4 protein-coding genes are annotated in these 24,884 nt (G+C 67.3%); all 4 read left to right on the forward strand.

Annotated features, from left to right (window positions below; translation table 11 throughout):
* Positions 1 to 12 precede the first annotated feature (12 nt).
* The 4 genes from DM992_RS33370 to DM992_RS33385 all read left to right on the forward strand — a co-directional run bounded on the left by DM992_RS33370 (position 13) and on the right by DM992_RS33385 (position 24,865).
* Complete coding sequence (locus tag DM992_RS33370; RefSeq protein WP_111020582.1) at positions 13 to 1,629, forward strand: MBL fold metallo-hydrolase; 1,617 nt, start codon at positions 13 to 15, stop codon at positions 1,627 to 1,629.
* Positions 1,617 to 5,531, forward strand: coding sequence for a non-ribosomal peptide synthetase (locus DM992_RS33375; RefSeq protein WP_111020583.1), 3,915 nt, complete (start codon positions 1,617 to 1,619; stop codon positions 5,529 to 5,531). The genes DM992_RS33370 and DM992_RS33375 overlap by 13 nt, the downstream gene beginning before the upstream one ends.
* Positions 5,528 to 14,623, forward strand: coding sequence for a non-ribosomal peptide synthetase (locus tag DM992_RS33380; protein ID WP_111020584.1), 9,096 nt, complete (start codon positions 5,528 to 5,530; stop codon positions 14,621 to 14,623). The genes DM992_RS33375 and DM992_RS33380 overlap by 4 nt, the downstream gene beginning before the upstream one ends.
* Before the next feature lie 87 nt (positions 14,624 to 14,710).
* Positions 14,711 to 24,865 carry a non-ribosomal peptide synthetase gene (locus DM992_RS33385; RefSeq protein WP_239511511.1) on the forward strand — a complete coding sequence of 3,385 codons (10,155 nt, stop codon included), beginning with the start codon at positions 14,711 to 14,713 and terminating at the stop codon, positions 24,863 to 24,865.
* Positions 24,866 to 24,884: the final 19 nt, after the last annotated feature.

Below are 24,884 nucleotides of genomic sequence, written 5' to 3' on the forward strand. Positions count from 1 at the left end.
AAGGAGCCTTCGTTGACTATTTCGTCCAACACGCAGGTCTACCTGCGACAAAACATCCAGTTCGAACCGCTGATCAACGGCTGGTACGCGTGGTTTCACACGCTTCCGCCGTTGACCGCCGCCCTCAACGTGGCCGAGCGGTTCCTGCCGCTGATGAAGTCCTATGCCGCATCGCCGATGATGCATGCGGCGGCCTGCAAGGATCCGGCGATGCGCGGCGGCCCGTTCCTCGACCTGGGCGGCAAGCGCGTCGACGAAATCCGCGCGCTGATCGAGCAGACCACCCGGCGCGCGACCCTGCAACTGGAACTGGCGAAGGCCTACAAGGCGTTCTCCACGCTGCTGCTGGAACAAGCCAAGGGGATGGCTTCGGACCCGCTCTACCCCGAGATTCCGGAGGTGTTGAAAGGCTATGTCGAGATCTACTACGACCTGAACCACAACCCGTCCTTCCGGGTGTTCGAGAGCCTGCTGTACGCGGGCCCGCTCTATGCACGCGATGCGCAGAGCATCGCGCTGTCGGCGATCGAGGAGAACACGCCCCGGCCATTCATTCTCAGCACGCCCCGGCTCAGCGACGAACGCACGCTGTTCAGCAACATGGCCTTCGACGATCGCGCGCTCGACGCGCTGTTCCGCATGCGCGACACGCCCGGCAGCTACGCGAAAATCGTCGATCTGATGCGCGTGGAGGAGAAGGACGAGCCGCTGTTCCGCTCGTTCTTCGTCGAACAGGCGCCGGCGCCGAAACCGGATCGTTCGTTCGACGGCGACGACATCCGCATCCGCTACTACGGCCACGCGTGCCTGCTGGTCCAGAGCCGGGGCGTGAGCATCCTGATCGATCCGGTGATCAGCTACGGCTACGACACCGCGCTGCCGCGCTATACGTTCGCCGACCTGCCGGACCAGATCGACTACGTGCTGATCACGCACAGCCATCACGATCACATCGTCCTCGAAACGCTGCTGCAGCTTCGCCACAAGGTCAAGACCGTGGTGGTCGGCAGGAATCTCGACGGCTTTCCGCAAGATCCGTCGCTGGAACTGGCGTTGCGCAAGCTCGGCTTCGACGACGTGCTGGAAGTTCGGGATGCTCAGGAAATCAAGGTGCCCAACGGGGCCATCACCGCCATTCCGTTCCTGGGCGAACACAACGACCTGGCGATCCAGAGCAAGCAGAGCTTCATGATCCGCTTCGGCACGCGTTCGGTGCTGTGCATCGCCGATTCGTGCAACCTGGACCCGCACCTTTACGAACATGTCTTCCGCCTCGCCGGCAAGCCGGACACGCTGTTCGTCGGGATGGAAACCGAGGGTGCGCCGCCGTCATGGGTCTATGGACCGCTGTTTCCCAACGCGCTGCCGCGCGATATCGATCGGTCGCGGCGGGCGCGGGGCTGCCAGTTCGGCGAGGCCGCCGCGCTGGTGGACGACTTCGCGTTCAACGCGGCGTATGTCTATGCGATGGGTCAGGAGCCGTGGCTGAACCACCTCCTCGACAACACCTTCGACGAAAACTCGCCCAGCCATATCCAGTCCACCCAGTTCGTCGCGCACTGCAAGGCCAAGGGCATCGCTTCCGAAATCCTGTACGCGACGAGGGAGATCGTGCTTTGTCAGAACTGAATCTCAACGCGCTCTCGACCAGCGGGCAATACCAGGAACACGTGGCGTTCTGGAACGACGCGCTCGGTCGCATCGACGAAGACTTCCGTCTTCAGCAGGCGTGGCAGGCGTATGCGCTGCCGCTCGGCCCCGCGCCGGCCCTGACGTTCGAGCTCGACGGCGACGCGGCGGCGGTGCTGGAGAAGCTCGCCGCCGGCAACGAGCTGGGCGCGTTCGTCGTGCTGCTGGCGGCGCTGTTCCGTGTGCTGGGGCGCTACAACGACGCGGCCGGCCTGTTCCTGGATACGCCGCGCCTGATCGTCGAACCCGCGAGCGGTCCCGTCGATCCCGTCCCGCTGCTCGACGCCGTCGAGCCCGGCCCGACGGTTCGCGCGTATCTGAACCAGATGCGCGACAGGGTGCAGCGCAGCTATTCGTATCAGGATTTTCCGATCGCCGCCCTCGCGCACAAGCTGCATGGCGAACGGCACACGACCAACGTCGGCGTGCGCTTCGACGGTCTGCACGAATCCTGGACGTCGGCCGACTACGACCTGTCGATCGAGATCCGCCATCGCGAGCGCTACGAGATCGTGCTGACGGGCCGGCCGACGGTGTTCACGCTGCATTATCTCCAGCATGTCGCGCGACACCTGCGCAACGTGCTGGCCGGCTTCGGCACGCTGGACGCTCCGCTCGACACCGTCTCGCTGCTCGACGACGAAGAACGCGCGCGCCTTCGTTCGCGTGCGGCGCCCGTCGCGGTACATGGAACCTTCCTGGAACAGTTCGCGCAACGGGTCGCGTCCGCGCCGGACAGCATCGCCGTGGTGACCGCCGATGCATCGCTGACCTACGCCGAACTGGACGACCAGGCGTCCCGGCTGGCGAGCTTCCTGCTCGCGGAATACGCGATCGAACGCGGCGACGTGGTGGGCGTGGTGGCCGACCGTTCCGAGCGCTGGATCGTCGGCGTGCTCGGCGCCCTCAAGGCGGGCGCGGTGTATCTGCCGCTCGACCCGGAGTTTCCGCGGGAGCGGCTGCGCTTCATGATCGAGGACGCAAAGGTCAAGGCGCTGCTGACGCACTCGGAACACCTGCCGTTGCTCGCCGATTTCTGGGCGATCCCGATGTTCGCCCTCGATTTTCAGCTCGACACGCTGGCGCCCGCATCGGCGGCGGCGCAGGTCGAGGTCCGGCCGGACGATGCGGCGTACATCATCTACACGTCCGGCTCCACGGGCGTGCCCAAGGGCGTCGTGCTCGAACACGCAGGGCTCCTGAACATGGCGCAGTACCATGTGGACGCCTTCGGTTTCGATGCCGCCGACCGGTTCGTTCAGTTCTACTCCCCGGGCTTCGACGGCTCGATCATGGAGATTTTCGTCACGCTGCTTGCGGGCGCGCGCCTGGTGCTGGCGAAGCCCGCCGTGATCCGGGACGTGCCGCGTTTCGTCGAATATATCGCGCAGCAGGGCGTCACCACCATCAACGCGACGCCCGCCTATCTCGCCGCGCTCGACTGGAACGCGCTCGGCGCCGTGAAACGCGTCATCAGCGCGGGCGACAGCGCCCGCGTGGCGAATCTGCGCGAGCTGGCCCGGACCCGCACGTGCCACAACTCGTACGGCCCCACCGAGGCAACCGTGTGCATCGCGGACTACGTGGTCGACCCGGCGACCGCCTACGGCGCCTGCCTGCCGGTAGGCCGCCCGATCCACAATACGCACCTGTACCTGCTCGACGAGCACGGGGCGCTGGCCCCGGAGGGCTGCACGGGCGAAATCTGCGTGTCCGGCATCGCACTGGCTCGCGGCTATGTCGGCCGGGACGACCTGACGGCCGCCGCTTTCGTCGACCACCCGTTCGAGGCGGGCGAGCGCCTCTATCGCACCGGCGACCTCGGCGTCTGGCTGCCGGACGGCAACCTGGAAGTCACCGGGCGCCGCGACACGCAAGTGAAGATTCGCGGCTATCGCATCGAAATGGGGGAAATCGAAGCGGCGCTCCGGCAGCACGCCGACGTCGCCGACGCGATCGTGTTCGTGCGCGAGGACGCGCCGCAGCACAAGCAGCTGGTGGCCTGCGTCGCAACGGTGACGGCCAGCGTCGCCAGCCTGCGGGAACACCTGAAGGAACGCCTGCCCGAGTTCATGGTGCCGGCGTCGATCGTGACGCTCGAACGCCTGCCGCTGACGCCGAACGGCAAGCCCGACCGCAAGGCGCTCGCCGCGCTGGAACTGGCGCCCGTGCCGAGCGAAACAGCGTACGCCGCACCGACCAATGACGTCGAAGCGCGCCTGGGCAAGATCTGGTCCGAGGTGCTGGGCCGCGAGCCGATCGGCGTGCACGACAATTTCTTCGAACTGGGCGGCGACTCGATCCTGATCATCCAGGTGATGTCGCTGGCGCAGCAAATCGGCCTGAAATTCACCGCCGATCAGTTTTTCGCGCATCCGACCATCGCCGAGCTGGCCCAGGTTGCAGTGGAGGCACCGTCGATCCGGATTTCGCAGGAGCCGGTGGTCGGCCCCGCCCCGCTGACGCCGATCCAGCATTGGTTCTTCGCGCAGGACGTGGCGGATCCGCACCACTACAACCAGTCGACGATGATCGAGGTGCCCGCGTCGCTGCGGCCGGACGTGATCGAGCGTGCGCTGGCGGCCGTCGCGACGCATCACGACGCGCTGCGGCTGAGTTTCGAGCGCGTCGCCGGTGCGTGGCAGCAATCGCATGCGGCGCCGCCGCTGGCGATCCCGCTCGGCGTCACGTCGCTGGCGGGCGCGGCACCCGCCGCACGGCAGGCCGAGATGCTCGCGACGGCCACCCGCATGCAGGAAAGCTTCACGTTGTCCGTGGCGCCGCTGCTGCGCGCCCACCTGTTCCGGTTCGGTCCCGACGCGCCGCAACGCCTGCTCGTGGTGGCGCACCATCTGGTGATCGACGGCGTCTCGTGGCGCATCCTGTTCGAAGATCTGTACACCGCGTGTCGCCAGCTCGAAGCGGGCGAAGCGGTGCAGCTCCCGGCCAGGACGACGGCCTGGCGCGACTGGTCGACGCGCCTGTCCGAACTCGGCGCGACCGCGCTCGACGGGCTGGACTACTGGCTCCAGGAGAACGCCGACGAGCGCGCGTGCTTCGACGACATGCCGGTCGGCACCGTCGCCGAGGCCGGCACGGCGGTCATCGAGTTCGACGCGCAGCAAACGCTCGCGCTGTTGCAGGACGTGCCGCGCGCGTTCAATACCCAGATCAACGAAGTCCTGCTGACGGCCCTGCTGCTCGCGTTCGGCGACTGGACCGGCAACGCGTCGCTGGTCGTCGATCTCGAAGGCCACGGCCGCGAGGACCTCTTCGACGGCGTCGATACGTCACGCACGATCGGCTGGTTCACCGCGCACTATCCGGTGTTCCTGAACGCCGGCGACGCCACCGTGGCGGTCGAGGCGCTGCGCCACGTCAAGGAGCAGCTGCGCGCGGTGCCGATGCGCGGGCTCGGCTACGGCATCGCCCGCTACCTCGGCAACGACGCCGGCATCGCGGCGGCGCTGGAACGGCAGCCGCCGGCGCCGGTGCGCTTCAACTATCTCGGCCAGGTCGATCGCGTGCTGGCCGACGACACCGGCTGGAAGCCGGTGCTCGACTTCCAGAGCCCCGAGCACAGCCCGCGCGCGCGTCGCGGCCATCTGTTCGAGATCGACGGGATGGTGTTCGACGGGCGTCTGCGCCTGACCTGGCACTACAACCGCGAGGCCTGCGCACCCGGCGTCATCGAACAGCTGACGCAGTGCTACCGCAGCCGTCTGCTGTCGATCGTCGCGGCCAGCGGCGACGGCCCGCGCGGGCTGAGCCCGTCGGACTTTCCGGCCGCGCGCATCAGCCAGGAAGCGTTGGACGCCCTTGTCTCAAGGATCAAATCGTGACATCCCCCACCATCGCCGATATCTACGAGCTCTCCCCGATGCAGGAGGCGATGCTCTTTCATGCCGTGCACTCGCCCGGCACGAGAAGCAGCTTCAACCAGCTCGGTTGCCGGATCACCGGCAGCCTCGATCCCGTGCTGTTCCATGCCGCATGGCAGCAGCTCGTCGATCGGCATCCGGTGATGCGCACGTCGTTCCATTGGGAGGAATTCGACAAGCCCATGCAGGTCGTGCACGCGCACGCCACGCTGCCGTGGGTGCAGGACGACTGGCGCGACCTGCCGGAACACGAACAGCGCACGCGGTGGCGCGCGCATCTCGAAGACGACCTGGCCGAGGGCTTCGCACTCGATCGCGCGCCGCTCGTGCGCTGTCGCCTGGTGCGCGTCGCTGCTGACGCATACCTGTTCAGCTGGAGCCACCATCACATCCTTGCCGATGGCTGGTGCCTGTCGCTCGTCATCGAGGAGATCTTCCAGGTCTATGGCGCGCTCGCGCGGGGCGTGCCGCCGGCGCTCCCCGCGGTGCGCCCCTATCGCGACTATATCCAGTGGCTGCAGCAGCGCGAGCCGCAAGCCGCGCAGCAATACTGGACGCGCTATCTCGAAGGTTTCCACTCGCCGACCCCGCTGCCCACGGCCGCGCGCGCGGAAGCGGGCGAGCGCTTCGGCCAGGGCCTCGCACAAGTGCAGGCCGACCTGTCGGCCGACCTGAGCGCGCGCCTGCGGCAATTCGCGGCCCGGCATCACGTCACCCTCAATACCCTCGCGCAAGCGGCCTGGGCGCTCGTGCTGTCGCGTTACAGCGGGGAAACCGACGTGGTGTTCGGCGCCGTCGTGTCCGGGCGGGGCGCCAACCTGCCGGGGATCGAAACCATGCTCGGCCTGTTCATCAATACGGTTCCGGTGCGAGTGCGGGTCGACCCGCGGCAGCCGCTGGTGCCGTGGCTGAAGATGATCCAGGCGCGCGTGGCCGCACGTGCGCAGTTCGAGCACACCCCGTTGCCCGACATTCAGCGCTGCAGCGAAGTGCCGCTGACGACGCCGCTGTTCGAGAGCAACATCACGTTCATGAACTACCCGCTCGACGCGTCGCTGACGCATGGCGCGCACGGGCTGGCGGTCGACGAGGTGCTGCTCTACAACCGCGCCGACATTCCGCTCGAATTCGTGGTGACGGCGCGCGACGACTGGCAGATGGAACTGTCGTTCGACCCGCGGCGCTTCGATGAAGGCACCATGCAGCGGATGCTGGGCCACGTGGCCGCGACGCTCGACGCCTTCGCAGCCGATCCGAACCGGCTGCTCGGCCGCCTGCCGATACTGCCCGAGGCCGAACGCCGGCAGTTGCTGGAGACCTTCAACGACACCGCCGTGCCCTTCGACGCCGCGCGCACCGTGGTGCATCGCCTGGAGCAGGCCGCCGCGGACCATCCCGAGCGGCCCGCGGTCGAGTACCAGGGCAACGTCCTGAGCGCGGGCGAACTGAATTCACGCGCCAACCGCACCGCTCACCGCCTGCTGGCCGCCGCCGAGCTGGGGCCGGACGCGCTGGTCGCGATCTGCATGCACCGGTCGGCGCGCCTGATGGAGGCGATCCTCGCCGTCTGGAAGTGCGGCGCTGCCTATATTCCGATCGACCCCAACTATCCGGTGGCCCGCATCCGCACCATTCTCGAGGATTCCGGCGCCGCCCTCGTGATTACCTGCGACGGCCTCCTGCCCCCCGAGCTGGCCGCGCTCGCACCGGTCGTGGCGCTCGACGCCGCCACCGATATCGTCGACGACACCAATCCCGGCCGCGCCGTATCGCCCGACAGCCTCGCCTACGTGATCTATACGTCCGGCTCCACCGGCAAGCCCAAGGGGGCGATGGTCGAGCACGCCGGCATGCTGAATCACATGCTCGCCGAGATCGACGAATTTTCGATCTCGGCGTCGTCGGTGATCGCGCAAACCGCACCGCATTGCTTCGATATTTCGGTCTGGCAATTTTTCACGGCGCCGCTCGTCGGCGGCAAGACCGTGATCGTCGACGACGAATGCATTCGCGATCCCGCGAGTTTCGTCACGACCCTGGAAGCCGCCCGGATCAGCATCGTCGAACTGGTGCCGTCCTATCTGTCCGCCGTGCTCGACCGCGCATCGGAACGGCCGGCGCTGATGCGGCACCTGCGGCACCTGCTCGTCACCGGCGAGATGGTCAGCCCGGCTTTGGTGAAACAGTGGTTCGACGTGTTCCCGGACATCGCTCTGGTGAACGCCTATGGCCCTGCGGAAGCGTCCGACGACGTCGCGCAGCACCGCATGACGTGTGCGCCGACCACGCCTTACGTACCGGTCGGCAAGCCGATCCGCAACGTGCGCATCTACGTCGTCGACCCGCAGATGAACCTGTGCCCGATCGGGATTCCCGGCGAACTTTGCGTGTCCGGCGTCGCCGTCGGCCGCGGCTATCTGAACAACGAAGCCGCTACGCGGGAGGCTTTCGTCGAGGATCCGTTCCATCCGGACCGCGGTGTCCGCCTGTACCGCACCAGCGACATCGGCTGCTATCTCCCCGACGGAACGATCGTGCTGCACGGCCGCAAGGACCACCAACTGAAGATCCGCGGCTACCGCATCGAGCTCGGGGAGATCGACAACGCGCTGGCCGCCATTCCGGAAATCCGCCAGGCGGCCGCGCTCGACTATCGCGACGAGACCGGCCGCGCCGCGCTGTGCGCGTATGTCGCGTTCCGCGACGGCGCGTCGCTGAGCGACGCCCGGATTGCCGCCGCGTTGTCCGCCACGCTGCCGGACTATATGGTGCCCGGCATCTACGTGGTGCTCGACGCGCTGCCCCTGAGCAGCAACGGCAAGATCGACCGCAAGGCGCTGCCCCCGCTGGACCGGTCGCGGCTGTCCGCCGCGGCACACGCGCCGACGCTGCCCCGCACGCCCACCGAGACGCTGCTGTGCCGCATCTGGGGAGAAGCGCTGGGGATTCCGTCGCCCGGCATCCACGACAACATCTTCGCGCTGGGCGGCGATTCGATTCTCAGCATGCGCATCGTGTCGCTGGCCGCCAAGGCGGGCCTGAAGCTCACCACCCGGCTCATCTTCCAGCATCCGACAGTTGCCGAGCTCGCCGCCGTGGCTACGCGCGGCACGGTCGGCGCGGCGGAGTTCGTCGCGTCGTCCGGGCCGCTACCGCTGACGCCCATCCAGAAGCGTTTCTTCGCGCAGCGCATGGACGACCCGGACCAGTACAACCAGGCGGTCCTGCTCGACGTGCCGGCGGATTTCGATCCGGTCCTGCTGCGCCAGGCGCTCCGGCACGCGGTCAAATGGCATGACGCGCTGCGGCTGCGCTTTCGGGCAGGCGCGTCCGGCTGGGTCCAGGAAGTCGTCGACGATCCGGAGGTCCCCGTCGGCGTATTCGACATTCCGCGCGATCGGCTCGCGCAGCACGTCGCGCAGTCGCATGCGAGCCTGAATCTGTCGGACGGCCCGGTCTTGCGCGCGGACCTGTTCCGCGTCGACGAAGGCCGTTCGCTTCGTCTGCTGCTGGTCGCCCATCATCTGGTCGTCGACGGCGTGTCGTGGGGCGCACTGCTCGAAACCGTGTACGACGCCTATACCCGCCTGCGCAACGGCAAGGCGCCCGAATTCGCGGGCGGCAGCGCGACCTGGACCGCATGGACCCGGGCCATCTCGAACTGGGCCGGCTCCGGCGCGGCCGACGCCGACATCGCCCATTGGCAGGCCCTGGCGCGTTCCGCGCTGCCCGGCCTGCCGCTCGATCGCGCCGCGTCGGCCGGCGCCAATACCGTGTCGTCCGCCGAAACGATCGTGGTCGAGCTGGCTGAAGCCGCCACCGCTGCCTTGCTGGGCGCAGCGCCGCGCGCCTACGACGCGCAGATCAACGACGTGCTGCTTGCCGCGCTCGCGCGTGCCGTCAGCGACTGGAGCGGATGCGCCGACGTCCTGCTGGATCTCGAAGCGCACGGGCGCGAGGAACTGATCGAAGACCTCGACATCTCGCGCACGGTGGGCTGGTTTACGTCCGTCTTCCCGGTCGTGCTGACGGTCGATGCCGGTTCGCACGATCCGGCTCGCCTGGTTGCGTCGGTCAAGACGCGGCTGCGCGCGGTGCCGACCGCGGGCATTACCTGCGGCCTGCTGCAAGACCGGCTCGACGGCCCGGCTCCGCAGCCGCAACTGCTGTTCAACTACCTGGGCCAGACCGACCAGCTGTTCACCGCCGCACGCGACTGGAAACAGGCCGCGGAGCCAAGCGGGGACGGCCGCAATGCGAACCAGCTGCGCGAGCACCTGCTCGACGTCAACGCCTACGTGACCGGCAACCGCCTGCACGTTGCGTGGGAATTCAGCCGGGCCTGCCACGACACGGACACCATCCGGCGCGTCGCGCAAGCCTACATCGCGGCGCTCGAAACCCTGGTCGCCGACCATGCCGTCGAGTCCGCATCGCCCCGGCCCGCGACCGGTCTGCCGCAGGCGCCGACCTCGGTCGCGCCGGACGAGATCGCCGACGTCTACGCGCTTACGCCGACCCAGCAGGGCATGCTGTTCCACGGCCTGTACGAACCCGCGTCGGATGCCTATTTCAGCAGCCTGAATTTCCGTATCGACGGGGCGCTCGACGTCGAACGGTTCCGCCGCGCATGGGATACCGCGGCGCACCGGCACGACATCTTGCGAACCTCGTTTCACTGGGAAGAAACCGAAAGCCCCGTGCAGGTCGTGCATCGCCGTATCGACTTGCCCTGGCACGAGGAGGATCTGCGCGCGGCATCCGCCGTCGAGGCCGAGCAACGTTGGGAAGCCTACGTGGCGCAAGACCGGGCGCGCGGCTTCGACTTTACCCGCGCGCCGCTGATGCGGCTCGCGCTGTTCCGCGTGGGCGATCACGCATGGCGCTTCCATTGGAGCCATCACCACCTGCTGCTCGACGGCTGGAGTTCCGCCCGGCTCCTGAGCGAAGTGGCCGCCGCCTATCAGGCGCTGCCGGCCGAAGGCGCTCCGGAGCGGCACGCGCCGCCCGCCTTCGCCGATTACGTGCGCTGGCTGGCGCGCCAGGGCGTCGCGGCGGCGGAACGCTTCTGGAAGACGAGGCTGGCGGATTTCCCGGCGACGACGCCGCTCGTGCTGGGCCGCCCCGAACTCGACGGCACGGCCGCGCCGGGCGCCTATGTGGAAGAGCCGCTGCTGCTCTCCGAAAGCGACACGCAACGGCTCGTCGCCTTCGCGCAAGCCAATCGCCTCACCCTCAACACGCTCGCGCAGGGCGCGTGGGCGCAGTTGCTGAGCCGCTATAGCGGCGAAGCGGACGTCGTGTTCGGCACGATCGTGTCCGGTCGCCCGGCGTCGCTGCCGGCGTCGGACGAGATGGTCGGGCTGTTCATCAATACGCTGCCGGTGCGGGTCCGCATCGACGCGCGCCCGACGTCCGCGTGGCTCGCACAGTTGCAGATGGATCTCGCGCGGCAGGAGGACTATGCGCACTATCCGCTGGCCGACATCCAGAAATTCGCCGGCCTGCCGCCCGGCGTGCCGCTCTTCGAAAGCCTGCTCATCTTCCAGAACTATCCGGTCGAGGAAGCGCTGGCCGATGCGCTGCCCGGCCTGCGAATCGGCGAATTCCAGGTGTCCGATCCGAACAATTACCCGCTGACCCTGATCGTGACGCCGGGCAAGCGCCTGTCGCTGCAGGTGCTGTACGACGATGGCCGGTTCGACCGCGAAACGATCGTCCGCCTGCTGGGCCATGTCGAAACCCTGCTCGTCGGACTCGCCGGCGCGGAAGATCGCCCGAACCGCAGCGTTGCGCTCCTCACCGCAGCCGAACGGGACGCCATCCTGCTGGGCTGGAACGATACGTTCGCGCCGATTCCGTCCGACCGGACGCTGGCCGAACTGATCGAGACCGTCGCCGCCGCGCACCCCGAGCGCATTGCGGTCCGCTGCGGCACGGAGGTCCGCACCTATCGGGACCTCGTCGAAGGCGCCAACCGGATCGCCGGTCATCTTCTGCACACGGCGCCGATCCAGCCGGACGACCGGATCGCCGTCTGGATGCCGCGCTCGCCGCTGATGCTGGAAACGATCCTGGCCATCTGGAAGTGCGGCGCGGCGTATGTTCCGGTCGATCCGGCCTATCCGGCCCAGCGGGTCGAGACCATCCTGACGGTGGCCCGGCCGACCATCATCGTCACGATGGACTGCGTGCCGCCGCCGGCGCTGGCGTCGATCCCGCTGGTCGATCCGGCTCGCCTGCCCGACCATCGCGGCGCCGAAGCGCTGGCGCCCGTGACGCCGCGTTGCCGGCCCGCGGATCTCGCCTACGTGATCTTCACATCGGGTTCGACCGGCCAACCGAAGGGCGCGATGGTCGAGCATCGCGGCATGCTCAATCACGTGCTCGCGATGGCGCGCAGGGTCGGGCTCGGCGCGCAGAGCGCGGTGGCCCAGACCGCTTCGCACTGCTCCGATATTTCGGTCTGGCAGTGCTTCGCGGCGCTGGCGTCGGGCGGCATGACGGTGATCTATCCCGATGCCGTCATCCTCGAGCCCGCGCGCCTGATCGACAGCCTGCACCGCGATCGCATCACGGCGATGCAATTCGTGCCGTCCTATCTGGCGACCTTTCTCGGCGAGCTGGAACGGCACGCGGCGCCGGCTTTCCCGCACCTCGAAACGCTGCTGACGACTGGCGAAACCGCTCAGCCCGCCTCCGTGCGAGCCTGGTTCCGACTGAATCCGGCGGTCCGGCTCATCAACGCCTATGGACCGACCGAAGCGTCGGACTCCGTCGCGCACTACAGCATGGCGCGCGCGCCGGATCTGCCGGCGATCCCGATTGGCCGACCGATCGAGAACCTGCGCCTTTACGTCGTGGACGCCGACATGAATCCGTGCCCGATCGGCGTCAAGGGCGAGATCTGCATTGGGGGCGTCGGCGTCGGGCGCGGCTACCTGTTCGACGAGGCACGCACCCGGGCGGTGTTCCGCGACGATCCGTTCAGTCCGGAACCGGGCGCGCGCCTGTATCGCACCGGCGATATCGGCTGCTTCGGGCCGGACGGCAATCTCCACTTCTTCGGCCGCCGCGACTTCCAGGTCAAGATCCGCGGGTATCGCATCGAGCTCGGGGAAATCGAAGCCGCGCTGACCGGTCTCGCAGGCATTTCCAACGCCGTCGTGGTCGCCCGCGAGACGCCGGACTCGGAAATGACCCTGTGCGGCTACGCGTCGGGTACCGGCTGGACGCCCCTAAGCCTGCGCGACGCACTGCGCGAAAAGCTGCCGGCGCATATGGTGCCCGACACCGTGATGCTGCTGCCGGCGCTGCCCGTCATGCCGAACGGCAAGATCAACCGCGCCGCGCTGCCGCTCCCGGATGCCGCGTCCGTCCCCGACGGCGTGCCGGCCGAACCGCAGACGCCCGTCGAAGCGGCGCTGCTGCGCATCTTCGCCGAGGTGCTCGGCCGCCGGCCGAACGGCATCGACGACGATTTCTTCGAGCATGGCGGCCAAAGCCTCAAGGCGATCCAGATGGTCAGCCGGATCCGGCGCGAACTGAAACTGAACGTCGCGGTCGCCGACATCTTCCATGCGCCGTCGCCGCGCGCGCTCGCGCAGAAGCTGGCTTCCACGCCCGCCGACGGTGCCGGCGGCGACGCGATCATCCCGGCGCTTGCCGTGCAACCGTCCTACGCGGTGTCTCGCGCACAGAAGCGGATCTGGCTCGCCAGCCGCAGCGCGGATCCGTCCACGTACAACATGGCAGGCGCGCTGCAGCTGGACGGCGCCGTCGACACGGCGCGTCTCGTCCTTGCGTTCGACCGGCTGGTCGATCGCCACGAGAGCCTGCGCACGGTGTTTGCGATGATCGAAGGCGAGCTGCGGCAACGCATCCTCACCCGCGAGGCATCCGGATTCCGGGTCGAGCACATGGATCTGGCGGACGATGCCGGGCCGCAAGCGATCGATGCGCTGATCCGCGCGGAGAGCGAGCAGCCGTTCGATCTCGCGTCGGGACCGCTCTTTCGCGTCAAGCTGGTCCGGCTCTCGCCGACGAAACATCTGCTGCTGCTGAACATGCACCACGTGATATCGGATGCGTGGTCGATCCGCGTGCTGACCGACGACCTGCATGCGCTGTATGCGGGACGCCACCTGCCGCCGCTGTCGATCCAGTACCGCGACTACGCCGCGTGGCACAACGCGAGCCTCGAAGGTCCGCGCGCCGCCGCGCATCGTGCGTACTGGCTCGAGCAACTGGCGCCGCCGCTGCCCCGCCTGCAACTGGCGTCGGACTTCCCGCGCCCCGAGCGGCTCGGCCATGCCGGGCAGACGCTCGAAGTCGAACTGCCGGAGCCGCAGGCGGCGGAACTCGCGACGCTGGCCCGCGCTCGCCATACGTCGCTCCATGCGGTGCTCCTCGCGTCGTTCTGCGTGTTGATGCACCGCTACACGGGGCGTGAGGACATCGTCATCGGCAGCGTCTCGGCCGGGCGCGACAGCGAACAGCTCGAATCGCAGATCGGGGTGTACCTCAACACCGTCGTGCTGCGCGTCCCGGTGCGGACATCCGCGACCGTCGAGGAGGTGATCGACGGTGTGGCGAAGGCCTCCACGGATGCGCTCGAACACGCGTCCTATCCATTCGACGTGCTGCTGGACGACCTGAAGATCCGCACGCCGGCAAGCCACTTCCCGATCTTCGACATTCAAGCGAACCACGTTTCGATGCCAGCGCCGCAGCCTGGCCTTCGCATCACGGACCTTTCGCAGACGGACACCACGGCCAAGTTCGACCTGTCCTTCCAGATCGTGGAAAGCGAAGGCAAGCACCTCATCCAGTTCATCTACAACACCCACCTGTTCCGCCCCGCGACCATCGCCGCGATGCGCGATCGACTGCTCGCGATCCACGACGTCTTCCGCCGTGATCCGACCACGCCGATCGATCGCATCCCGCTCTCCGACGATGCGCCCGCCGCGCGCCCACGGGTACGGGTCGGCCTGCGCCTGAAGCGCGCGCCCGAAGTCACGGCCGACGACGCGCTCGAGGAAAAAACGTGATGCAGGCCAGCCGGGGTTCGAGCGGCGGGCGCCATGCGCGCTGCTTCGGGTTGTTTCAGGTGAACAAAACGTCTCAAGGAGTTTTCTGTGCAAGACAATAACGTGCTGGTCACCGACCATCGCTATGCGCCCACCACGCGATTCTGGCGCGAAAGCCTTTCCCGGGTCACCGGCGTCTACCGGATCGCCGCGCACGCCCCGAGTCCGCAGCCGGGTCGCCTGCTGTCCCGCACGGTGCCGCTCACGCCCGCGTCGCTCGACCTGTTGCGGCGCATCGGCGACGGCGAGCTGGCCGAATTCGCCGTCACGGCGGCGGGCGTTGCGTTCCTGCTGTGGAAATTCTTCCGGATTCCGGTCGCGGTGCTCGGAACGCCGGGGCTTGCCGAGCATCCGCCGGCCCGGGTCGCCACCGTTCCGCTGATCATCGAGGTACGTCCCGAGGAGCGCATCGAGGACTACCTGTCGCGCGTGGCCGGGATCGTGGAAGACAGCTACGCCGAGCATCAATTCCCGCTGGAAACGCTCGTGCGCAACGAAAAGGACATGGATCTCGCGCAGCTCACGAAGGTCGCGCTGGTGGACGATCGGGTGCACCACGCGCTGACCCGTCAGGACGACGACCTGCAGGTGCACCTGCGGCTCGCGCGCGGCGAAATCGAGCTCCGTCATACCGACGCCATCGAGCCTTTCGTCATCGACGGTTTCGCGAGCAGCCTCGGCGCGGTGCTGGAGGCGTTCGAACACCTCGACCAACTCGTCGGCGACATCGACTCGAGCTCGCCGGAACAGCGCCGGCTGCTGGCCGCCTTCAACGAAACCGCGGCGGCCGGGCCCGGCCACCCCACGGTCGTCGACATGTTCGAAGCCCAGGTCGCCCGCACGCCCGCGGCGCCGGCCCTGGTCACCGACAGTTCGCTGATGACCTACGCCGACCTGAACGCCCGGGCCAACAGCCTCGCACATCAATTGCGCGACCGCTACGGCGTCGGGCCGGAATCGCTGGTCGGCGTCATGCTCGACCGTTCCGAATGGATGATCGTCGCGATTCTCGGCATATTGAAGGCGGGGGCGGCGTTCGTTCCGCTGGACCCGGCGTATCCGGCCGAACGGATCAATCACATCCTCGGCGACACCGGCCTGTCGCTGCTGGTGACCCAATCGAGTCAACTGGCGCAGTGGTATGAATTCTCCGGCGTGACGCTGTTGCTGGATCAGGAACTCCCGGGCTGGACGCCGTTGCCGGACAATCCGCCGCGCCATGCCGAGCCGTCGCACCTGGCCTATGTGATCTACACGTCCGGCTCGACCGGGAAACCGAAAGGCTGCCTGCTCGAACACCGGAACCTGGCCCACTACATTGCGTGGGCCGCCGGGTATTACTTTCCGGAAAGCACGACCGGCAGTTTCGGCCTGTACAGCTCGCTTTGCTTCGATTTCACGCTCACCAACATCTTCTGCCCGCTGGTGCGCGGCAAGACGCTGCGCATCTATCCGCAGTCGGAAAGCATCGACACCATCCTGGCCCGGATGTTCCAGCCCGGCAGCGGCGTCGACACCCTCAAGCTCACGCCCACCCACATTCACCTGCTGGAATACATGAACCTGGCACGCTCCGGCGTGCGCAAGGTGATCGTCGGCGGCGAGGAACTGACGCCCCAGCACATCGCCACGCTGCGGAAGATCGATCCCGCGATCGAAATCTACAACGAGTACGGTCCCACCGAGGCGACGGTCGGCTGCATTGTCGAGCGCGTCGAGGACGTGCCGTCTACGGTGCTGATCGGCCGGCCCATCGCCAACACCCGGGTGTACATGCTCGACGACGCCCTGCGGCCGGTTCCGATCGGTGTGCCGGGGGAAATCTGCATCGCCGGCGACGGCCTCGCGCGCGGCTACCACAAGCGGCCGGACGTCACCGCCGCAAAATTCGTCGAGCATCCCTTTCCCGGCGAAGCGCGCCTCTATCGCACCGGCGACATCGGCCGCTGGTTGCCCGACGGGCGGATTCAGTGCTACGGACGCGTCGACGACCAGGTCAAGATCCGCGGGCACCGTGTCGAACTGGGCGAGATCGAGGCCGCGCTCACCGCGCATGAGGATGTCGTCGGCGCAGCGGTCATGCTGCGCGAAACCGCCCAGGGGGTGCGCAAGCTGGCGGCCTACGTCAAGGGTTCCGCGAGCTTGAGCGTTGCGGACCTGCGGGCCTTTCTGGCCGGGAAACTGCCGGACTACATGGTTCCGTCCGACATTTTCCCGATCGCCGAATTTCCGCTCAACGCCAACGGCAAGCTGGATCGCCCGGCGCTCCTGGCCATGGAGCCTGCCGCCGCGCCGGAGGCCGCCAGTCTCGACGCAACGCCGATCCAGCTCGAGCTGGTGCGCATCTGGCGCGAAGTGCTCGACAATCCGGCCGTCGATCTCACCGGCCGCTTCTTCGACTACGGGGGGGATTCGCTGCAGGCGATGCAGCTCGTCTCGCGGATCTGGGGCAGTTTTTCCGTCGAGATCGGCATCGACGCCATCTTCGAACTCCAGACCATCAGCGCGGTGTCCGACCTGATCGAGGCGTCGTCGCCCCGGACCGATTCGATGGCCGGCAACATCCTGCCCCGCTCGCTCGCGAACGACCTGCCGCTGTCCTTTCCGCAGCAGCGCCTGTGGTTCCTCGCGCAACTGGAAGGTCCGTCGGCGACCTACAACATCTCGAGCGCGCTGCGTTTCGACGGCGATCTGGACATCCCGCGCCTGCGCGCCGCCGTGTCCGAAATCAGCCGGCGTCACGAGATCCTGCGCACCACGTTTCCCGCGGTCGACGGCCGCGGGGTTCAACGCATCGCCCCACCGGCACCGGTCGCGCTTGACGTCGTCGACGTCGCCACCGAGTCCGACACGCTCGCGCTGCTCGCCGAGGAAGCCGACCGCCCATTCGATCTCGCCGCCGGCCCGCTCTATCGTGTCGTGCTGTATCGCGTGCACGCGCGCCTGCACGTCTTCGGCATCACGATGCATCACATCATTTCGGATGCATGGTCGTCGGGCATCCTCATCGGCGAACTGGCCGCGCTCTATGCCGGCCGGTCGCTGCCGGAACTGGCCGTCCAGTACGCAGACTACGCCGGCTGGCAGCATGAACGTCTGGCATCCGCCGACACGCATCGGGAACTGGCGCTCGTCAGCGCGGCGCTGGCGGACGCGCCGGATCTGATAGAACTGCCCACCGACCGCCCCCGCCCCGCGATCCAGCGTTTCCGCGGCGCGGTTCTGCCGTTCCAGCTGAACGTCGAGCGCTCCGACGGCCTGCGCGCGATCGCGCGCGCGTCCGGCACCAGCACGTACATGGTCGTGCTCGCCGCGTATGCGCTGCTCCTTTCGCGGTACAGCAACCAGCAAGACCTCGTCATCGGCTCCCCGATTGCCAATCGGCGTTCCAGCATGACCGAACCGCTGATCGGCTTCTTCGCGAACATGCTCGCGCTGCGCGTGGATCTGTCTGGCAATCCGACCTTCGGCGAACTGCTGGCGCGCGTGAAGCGCGTCGCGCTGGACGGCTATAGTCGCCAGGAAATTCCGTTCGAGCAGGTGGTGGACTCGCTCAAGCTCGAACGCAACCTAAGCCGCACGCCCGTGTTCCAGGCCGTGTTCGCCTATGAGAAAGCGCAGCCCGATGCGGTGAACTTTCCCGGTCTCACGGCCACGCCGGTGTCGGTGGAGACCCACACCGCCAAGTTCGACCTCACGCTGCATATCCAGGATGCCGACCACGGCCTCGCGGGCTCGCTGGAATACAACCTGGACCTGTTCGACGCCGACACGATCGATCGCATGGCGGAACACTTCCGCACGCTCGTCGATGCCGTCGTCGCCGATCCGGGCCGGCCGCTCAGCGAGCTGTCGTTGTCGAGCGATGCGGAGCGGGATCTGCTGACCGTCGAATGGAACCGGACCGAAGCGGATTTCGGCGATGCTGCGGCACAACCGCTGCATCGGCTGTTCGAGCAGCAGGTCGAGCGCACGCCCGACGCCGTCGCCGCCGTCTGCGACGACGCCTCGCTCACCTACGCCGAACTCAACCTGCGCGCCAATCGCCTCGCCCATCGGCTCATCGAGCTCGGCGTCGTTCCCGATTCCCTCGTCGGCGTGGCCATGGAGCGCTCGCTCGACATGATCGTCGCGCTGCTCGCGATCCTCAAGGCCGGCGGCGCTTACGTCCCCGTCGATCCCGACTACCCCGCCGAGCGTGTGCGCTTCATGATCGACAACGCCCAGTTGCGCTGGCTCCTCACCCAGCAGCATCTGCTTGCCGCGCTGCCCGGCACCGACGCCCGCGTGATCGTCGTCGATCGTGACACGTTCGAACTCGACGCCGCGCCCGCGTCCAACCCCGCGCCTGCGCTGAGCGGCGACAACCTCGCCTACATGATCTACACCTCCGGCTCGACCGGCAGGCCCAAGGGCGCGCTCAACACCCATCGCGCCATCACCAACCGCATCCTGTGGATGCAACACGCCTACACGCTCGGCGCCGACGAGTCTGTGCTGCAGAAAACCCCGTTCAGCTTCGACGTCTCGGTCTGGGAATTCTTCTGGCCGCTCAGCGTCGGCGCGCGCCTCGTATTCGCCCGACCCGGCGGCCAGCGCGAGACCGACTACCTGGTCGAACTCATCGAGCGCGAACGGATCACCACGGTCCATTTCGTGCCGTCGATGCTGCGCGCCTTTCTCGATCATCCGGAGCTCGACGCGCACTGCACGTCACTGCGCCGCGTCGTATGCAGCGGCGAGGCGCTGCCGTTCGACCTCCAGCAGCGTTGCCTCGAGCGCCTGGACGCCAAGCTGTACAACCTCTACGGCCCCACCGAAGCCGCCGTCGACGTGACCGCATGGGAATGCCGGCGCGACGACCCGCACCGCATCGTGCCGATCGGCCGGCCCATCGCCAACACCCGCCTCTACATCGTGGATCCGCAGCTGCAGCCCGTGCCGCTCGGCGTGGCGGGCGAGCTGCTGATCGGCGGCACGCCGGTCGGCCGCGGCTATCACGGCGAACCCGAACTGACCGCAGAAAAGTTCATCGTCGATCCGTTCTCCAACGACCCGCACGCACGCCTCTACCGCACCGGCGATCTCGCGCGCTACCGGCCCGACGGCAACATCGAGTTCCTCGGCCGCATCGATCACCAGATCAAGCTGCGCGGCCTGCGCATCGAACCCGGCGAAATCGAGGCCGCACTGCGCGAGCATCCGTCGGTCGACGACTGTGTCGTGATCGCGAAAACCGACGGAGCCCGGACGTTCCTCATCGCCTATGTCGCGACCGCATCGCCGGACATCGCCGATCTTCGCGGCTATCTGCGCGGCAAGCTTGCGGACTACATGGTGCCGTCGAGGTTCGTCGCGCTCGAATCCTTGCCGACGCTGCCCAACGGCAAGATCAACCGCAAGGCGCTGCCCGTCCCGGCGGACACGGACGACGCGGCTCGGTTGCACGCGCCTGCCGTCACACCCAGGGAAGTCCTGCTGGCGGCTATCTGGCAAGACGTGCTGCAACTGCAGTCCATCGGCATCCACGACAATTTCTTCGAACTTGGAGGCGACTCCATCCTGAGCATCCAGGTGATCTCGCGCGCCAATCAGGCGGGACTTCGCGTGACGGCGAAACAACTGTTCCAGTATCAGACGATCGCCCAGCTGGCCGCCGCGCCTGAAGAACGGGCAGCGCACGCGCCGAGCGTCAGCCCGCTGGGCGATGCGCCGCTCACACCGGTCCAGCACTGGTTCTTCGAACAGGAGATCGATGCGCCGTCGCACTACAATCAAACGGTCCTGATCCAGGTGCCGTCGGATATCGACGCGTCGAAGCTCGCCGACGCGTTCCGACAAGTCTATGAACATCACGATGCGTTGCGCCTGCGTTTCTCGCGCAGCGCCGGCGGCTGGACGCAAGAAGTCGTCGCAGGTGGCGAGATGCCGGCGCTCTTCGCGAAGCAAGCAATAGCAGGCGACGCCGGCGAGCGCATCGCAGCCATGCGCGCTGCCGCTGCGCAAGCGGAACGCGGCATCGACATCACGCATGGCCCGTTGCTGGCGGCCCGGCTTTTCTGCTTTGCCGACGAGCCGCTCGCCCGCCTGTTCGTGTCGATTCATCACCTTGCGGTGGACGGCGTGTCATGGCGCGTGCTCCTCGAGGACCTGCACGCCGCGTACCACGGCCAGCCGTTGTCCGAGAAGACCACTTCGTTCCGCGAATGGGCCCTGCACCTGCAGCAACTGGCTCGGTCGCCTGCCATCGGCGACGAAGCCCCGCTGTGGCAAGCCCTCCTCTCGCAGGACGTCGAGCCCATGCCGGTCGATTATCCGGCCGCGGGCGCGGCCGACAACACGGTCGGCGACGCGGCATCCGTTTCATTCGAACTGGACGAAGCCGAAACCGCGGCGTTGCTGCGCCGACTGCCACGGGCCTACGACACCCGCATCAACAACGTCCTGCTCGCCGCGCTCGCGCAAGCATGCAGCATGGTCACGGGCAACGCCCGCACCCGGATCGATGTCGAAAGTCACGGCCGCCATGTCTCCGATGCGCCGATCGACGTCAGCAGGACGGTGGGCTGGTTCACCTCCATCTATCCGATCGTCCTCGAGGTCGACGCGATGCAGACGCCGGAGGAAGCGTTGCGCGACGCGCAGCAACAGTTGCGCCGGATTCCCGCCGAAGGCCTCGGTTATTCGCTGCTCCGCTACCTGGGCCCCGACGACGCCGTGCGTGACAGCCTCGCCGCGCTGCCGAATGCCGACATCCTCTTCAACTATCATGGCCAGCTCGATACCGTGCTGAAGCAGTCCGATGGCTGGAGCCCGGCTGCCGAAGACCTCGGTTCGCTGCGCTCCGAGCGGTCCCTGCGCACGCATGCGTTCGAGATCGTCGCCGCCGTTTCCGACGGCAAACTTCAGGTGGACTGGCGCTACGGCGAGCGTCTCCACCAGCGGCAGACGGTCGAAAACCTGGCCGCGCACTTCAAGGACCGGTTGCTCGACTTCGCGGCGTCGGTTCCCGACACCGCGTGGGACGACCTCGAAGACAGCTACCCGCTCTCGTCCCTGCAGCAGGGCATTCTGTTCCATTCGCTATACGAGCTGGATCCCGCCGCCTATTTCCAGCAGTTCAGCTTCGTCGTCAACGGCCCGCTCCAGGTGCCGGCGCTCCGGCAAGCCTGGGCCAATGCGCTCGCGCGCCATGCCGTGTTGCGTACCGCGTTCGCGTGGGCCAATCGCGATCATCCGGCCCAGACCGTCCGGCACACGGTCGATCTGCCGTGGACGTTCCTCGACTGGCGATCCCGCGATGCAACCCGCCGCGCGCAGGACTTCGATGCATTCCTCGCCGACGACCGGCGGCGCGGCTTCGATTTGCAGCGGGCGCCATTGTTCCGCTGCACGCTGATTCAGGAAGCGGAGACACGCCATCGGTTCTGCTGGAGCGCGCACCACATCATTCTCGACGGCTGGAGCACCGCCACCCTGATGAAGGAAGTGTTTGACGATTACCTGTCGCTCGCCCGCACCGGCACGCCCGCGCTCGCAGCGTCGGCGCCGGGATACCGCAGGTACATCGACTGGCTCGCGCGCCATCCTCGTTCGGCCGACGAAACCTGGTGGCGCGCCGAACTGGCCGGGTTCCATGCCGCCACGCCGATCGCGGCCAATCCGGCCGGGCAGATCTCCGGCGATGCCGCACGGCAGGACAAACGCAGGACCCAGCAATTCCTGCTGGACGAAGCCCTGACCGCTCGGCTGCAAACGCTCATGCGAACCCATCGCCTCACCCTCAACGTCCTGGTCCGCGCGGTCTGGGCGTTGGTGCTGCGGCGCCGCGCCGGGACGGACGACGTCGTCTTCGGCGTCACCGTGTCCGGTCGCCCGCCGCAGCTCGACGGCGTCGAATCGATCGTGGGCCTGTTCATCAACACGCTGCCATTTCGCGCGCGCATCGCGCCGGAACGCCCGTTCATCGAATGGCTGGCGACGGTTCACGCAGCCCAGACGGCGATGGAGCCGCATTCGTACAGTTCGCTGGTCGATATCCAGTCGTGGAGCGAACTGCCCGCCCGCGACAGCCTGTTCGACAGCCTGCTGGTATTCGAGAACTTCCCGGTTGCCGCCGCCCCCGATCTCGGGCACGACGAGATCGAGATTCTCGACACCCGCGCGTTCGCGGAAGCGCATTACCCGCTGACCCTGACCGTACACCCGGACACGCGCCTCGGCTTCCATATCACGCACGATGCGCACCGCGTCGCCCCCGAGGTGGTCCGGCAGATGCTGGACATCATCCGCGCGTTGCTGGAACGATTCGCCGACGACCCGGCCCAGCTGACCGGCGAGCTCGCCGATGCGCCGGTGCCGGCCGCCGGCGGCCAGCCGGGCGCGCCGCGCGGCGCGCCCGCCTCTCGCGTCGAACCCGACGCCGGTGCGGCCACGACGGCCCGCACCGGCGTGCCGACGGCGGACGAAAGCTCGTTGCTGGAAATCTGGCAGCGAATCTTCAAAAGAAACGACATCACGGTCAGCGACAATTATTTCGACCTCGGCGGACACTCGATCATCGCGATCCAGCTGATGGCCAATGTCGAAAAAGCGTTCGATCGCCGGCTGCCCATTTCGTGTCTGTTCGAGAATCCGACCGTCGAGAAACTGGCGGCGGCATTGGCCAGGAAAGCGCCGGCCGCCCCCGCCGGCGGACTCGTGCCGATCCGGGACGGCGGTCCCGCCGCGCCGCTTTTCCTCCTTCCGGGCGCCGGCGGGAACGTGGTCTACTTCCACCCGCTCGCGAACCACCTGACCGAAGCTCACGCGGTGCACGGCCTGGAAGCGCTCGGCCTCGACGGTTCCTGCCTGCCGCTCACCCGCGTGGAAGACATCGCGGCCCGTCATATCGAATGCATCTGGCCGCTGGTGGGCGCGGGTCCGTACTACCTGGCGGGCCACTCGTTCGGTGCGCAGGTGGCGCTCGAAATGAGCCGGCAGCTCGTCGCCAAGGGCGCCGTCGTCAAACTGCTGGCGATCTTCGACGCTTCCGCACCCATCGACAGCTCGGCCGCAACGTACTGGCAAGACTGGGACGACACCGAATGGCTGGTCGCGATCGCCCACGAAATCGGCACCTTCCTCGGGACCGACCTTCAGGTGACGCGAGAAGACCTCGTCCCGCTCGACCCCGACGGTCAGGCCGGCCTGATCCTCGACAGAATCGGCAACCGCGGCAACTGGTTTGCGGATGCCGGATCCGACCGCCTGCGCGCCTATCTGCGCGTCTATCAGGCCAACTTCAAATCGCGCTACGCGCCGCAAGCCACCCCGCTTCCCGTGCCGATCGCGTTGTTCCGCAGCACCGAGCGGGATCCCGGCGACTACGATCCGTCGCCCGAGATAGCGCAGCTCCGCCTCGACCCGACCTGGGGGTGGTCCCGCTTCTCGGCGCTGCCCGTCGAGGTAATGGACGTACCCGGCGACCACCTGACCATGCTGCTCGACCCGCACGTCGCCGTCCTCGCTACCCGCGTCAATCAGTTTCTGGAAAAAAAAACACTCATGAAATCAGCACAGACGATCGACAACGCTTTCGCCCGCAAGGTCTGCATCAATCTGGACCGGCGCCCCGACCGCTGGGAAGCCATGCAAAGAAAATTCGCCGAGCAGAACATCCTCACGGTGGAGCGGCTGCCCGCCGTCGATGCAAGGCTGGTGACCGTGCCGGAATCCTTGAGCCATATGCGTCCGCAGGACTACGGCTGCACGATGAGCCATCTTGCCGCGGTGAAACAGGCCAAGGCCGCAGGCGCGAACGAAGTCCTGATCTTCGAAGACGACGCCTTCTTCGACCCCGACTTCGCCGCGCGCTTCCCCGAGTTCATCGCGCAAGTGCCGAACGACTGGCACATGCTGTTTCTGGGCGCCTATCACTTCACGCCCCCCATTCCCGTCGCGCCGAACATCGTCAAAGCCGTGGAGACGCTCACCGCGCACGCCTACGTCGTCAGGGACTCGCTTTATGACGCATTCATCGCGATCAACGAAAACCCGCCGGCGATCAACGACCGCAACAACCTCATGCTGCAGCAGAAGTTCAATTGCTACTGCTTCGAACCCAATCTGGTCGGACAGGAGTCCGGTTACTCCGACATCATGGACGAAGTCGTGCCGGAAAAGCCGCTGACCTATTCCCTCCCGATTCCGGATGGCTGGTAACGCCTGCGGCCGGCGCTCG

The organism is Burkholderia sp. JP2-270 (genome assembly GCF_003233675.1).
GTDB classification, from domain to species: domain Bacteria; phylum Pseudomonadota; class Gammaproteobacteria; order Burkholderiales; family Burkholderiaceae; genus Burkholderia; species Burkholderia pyrrocinia_C.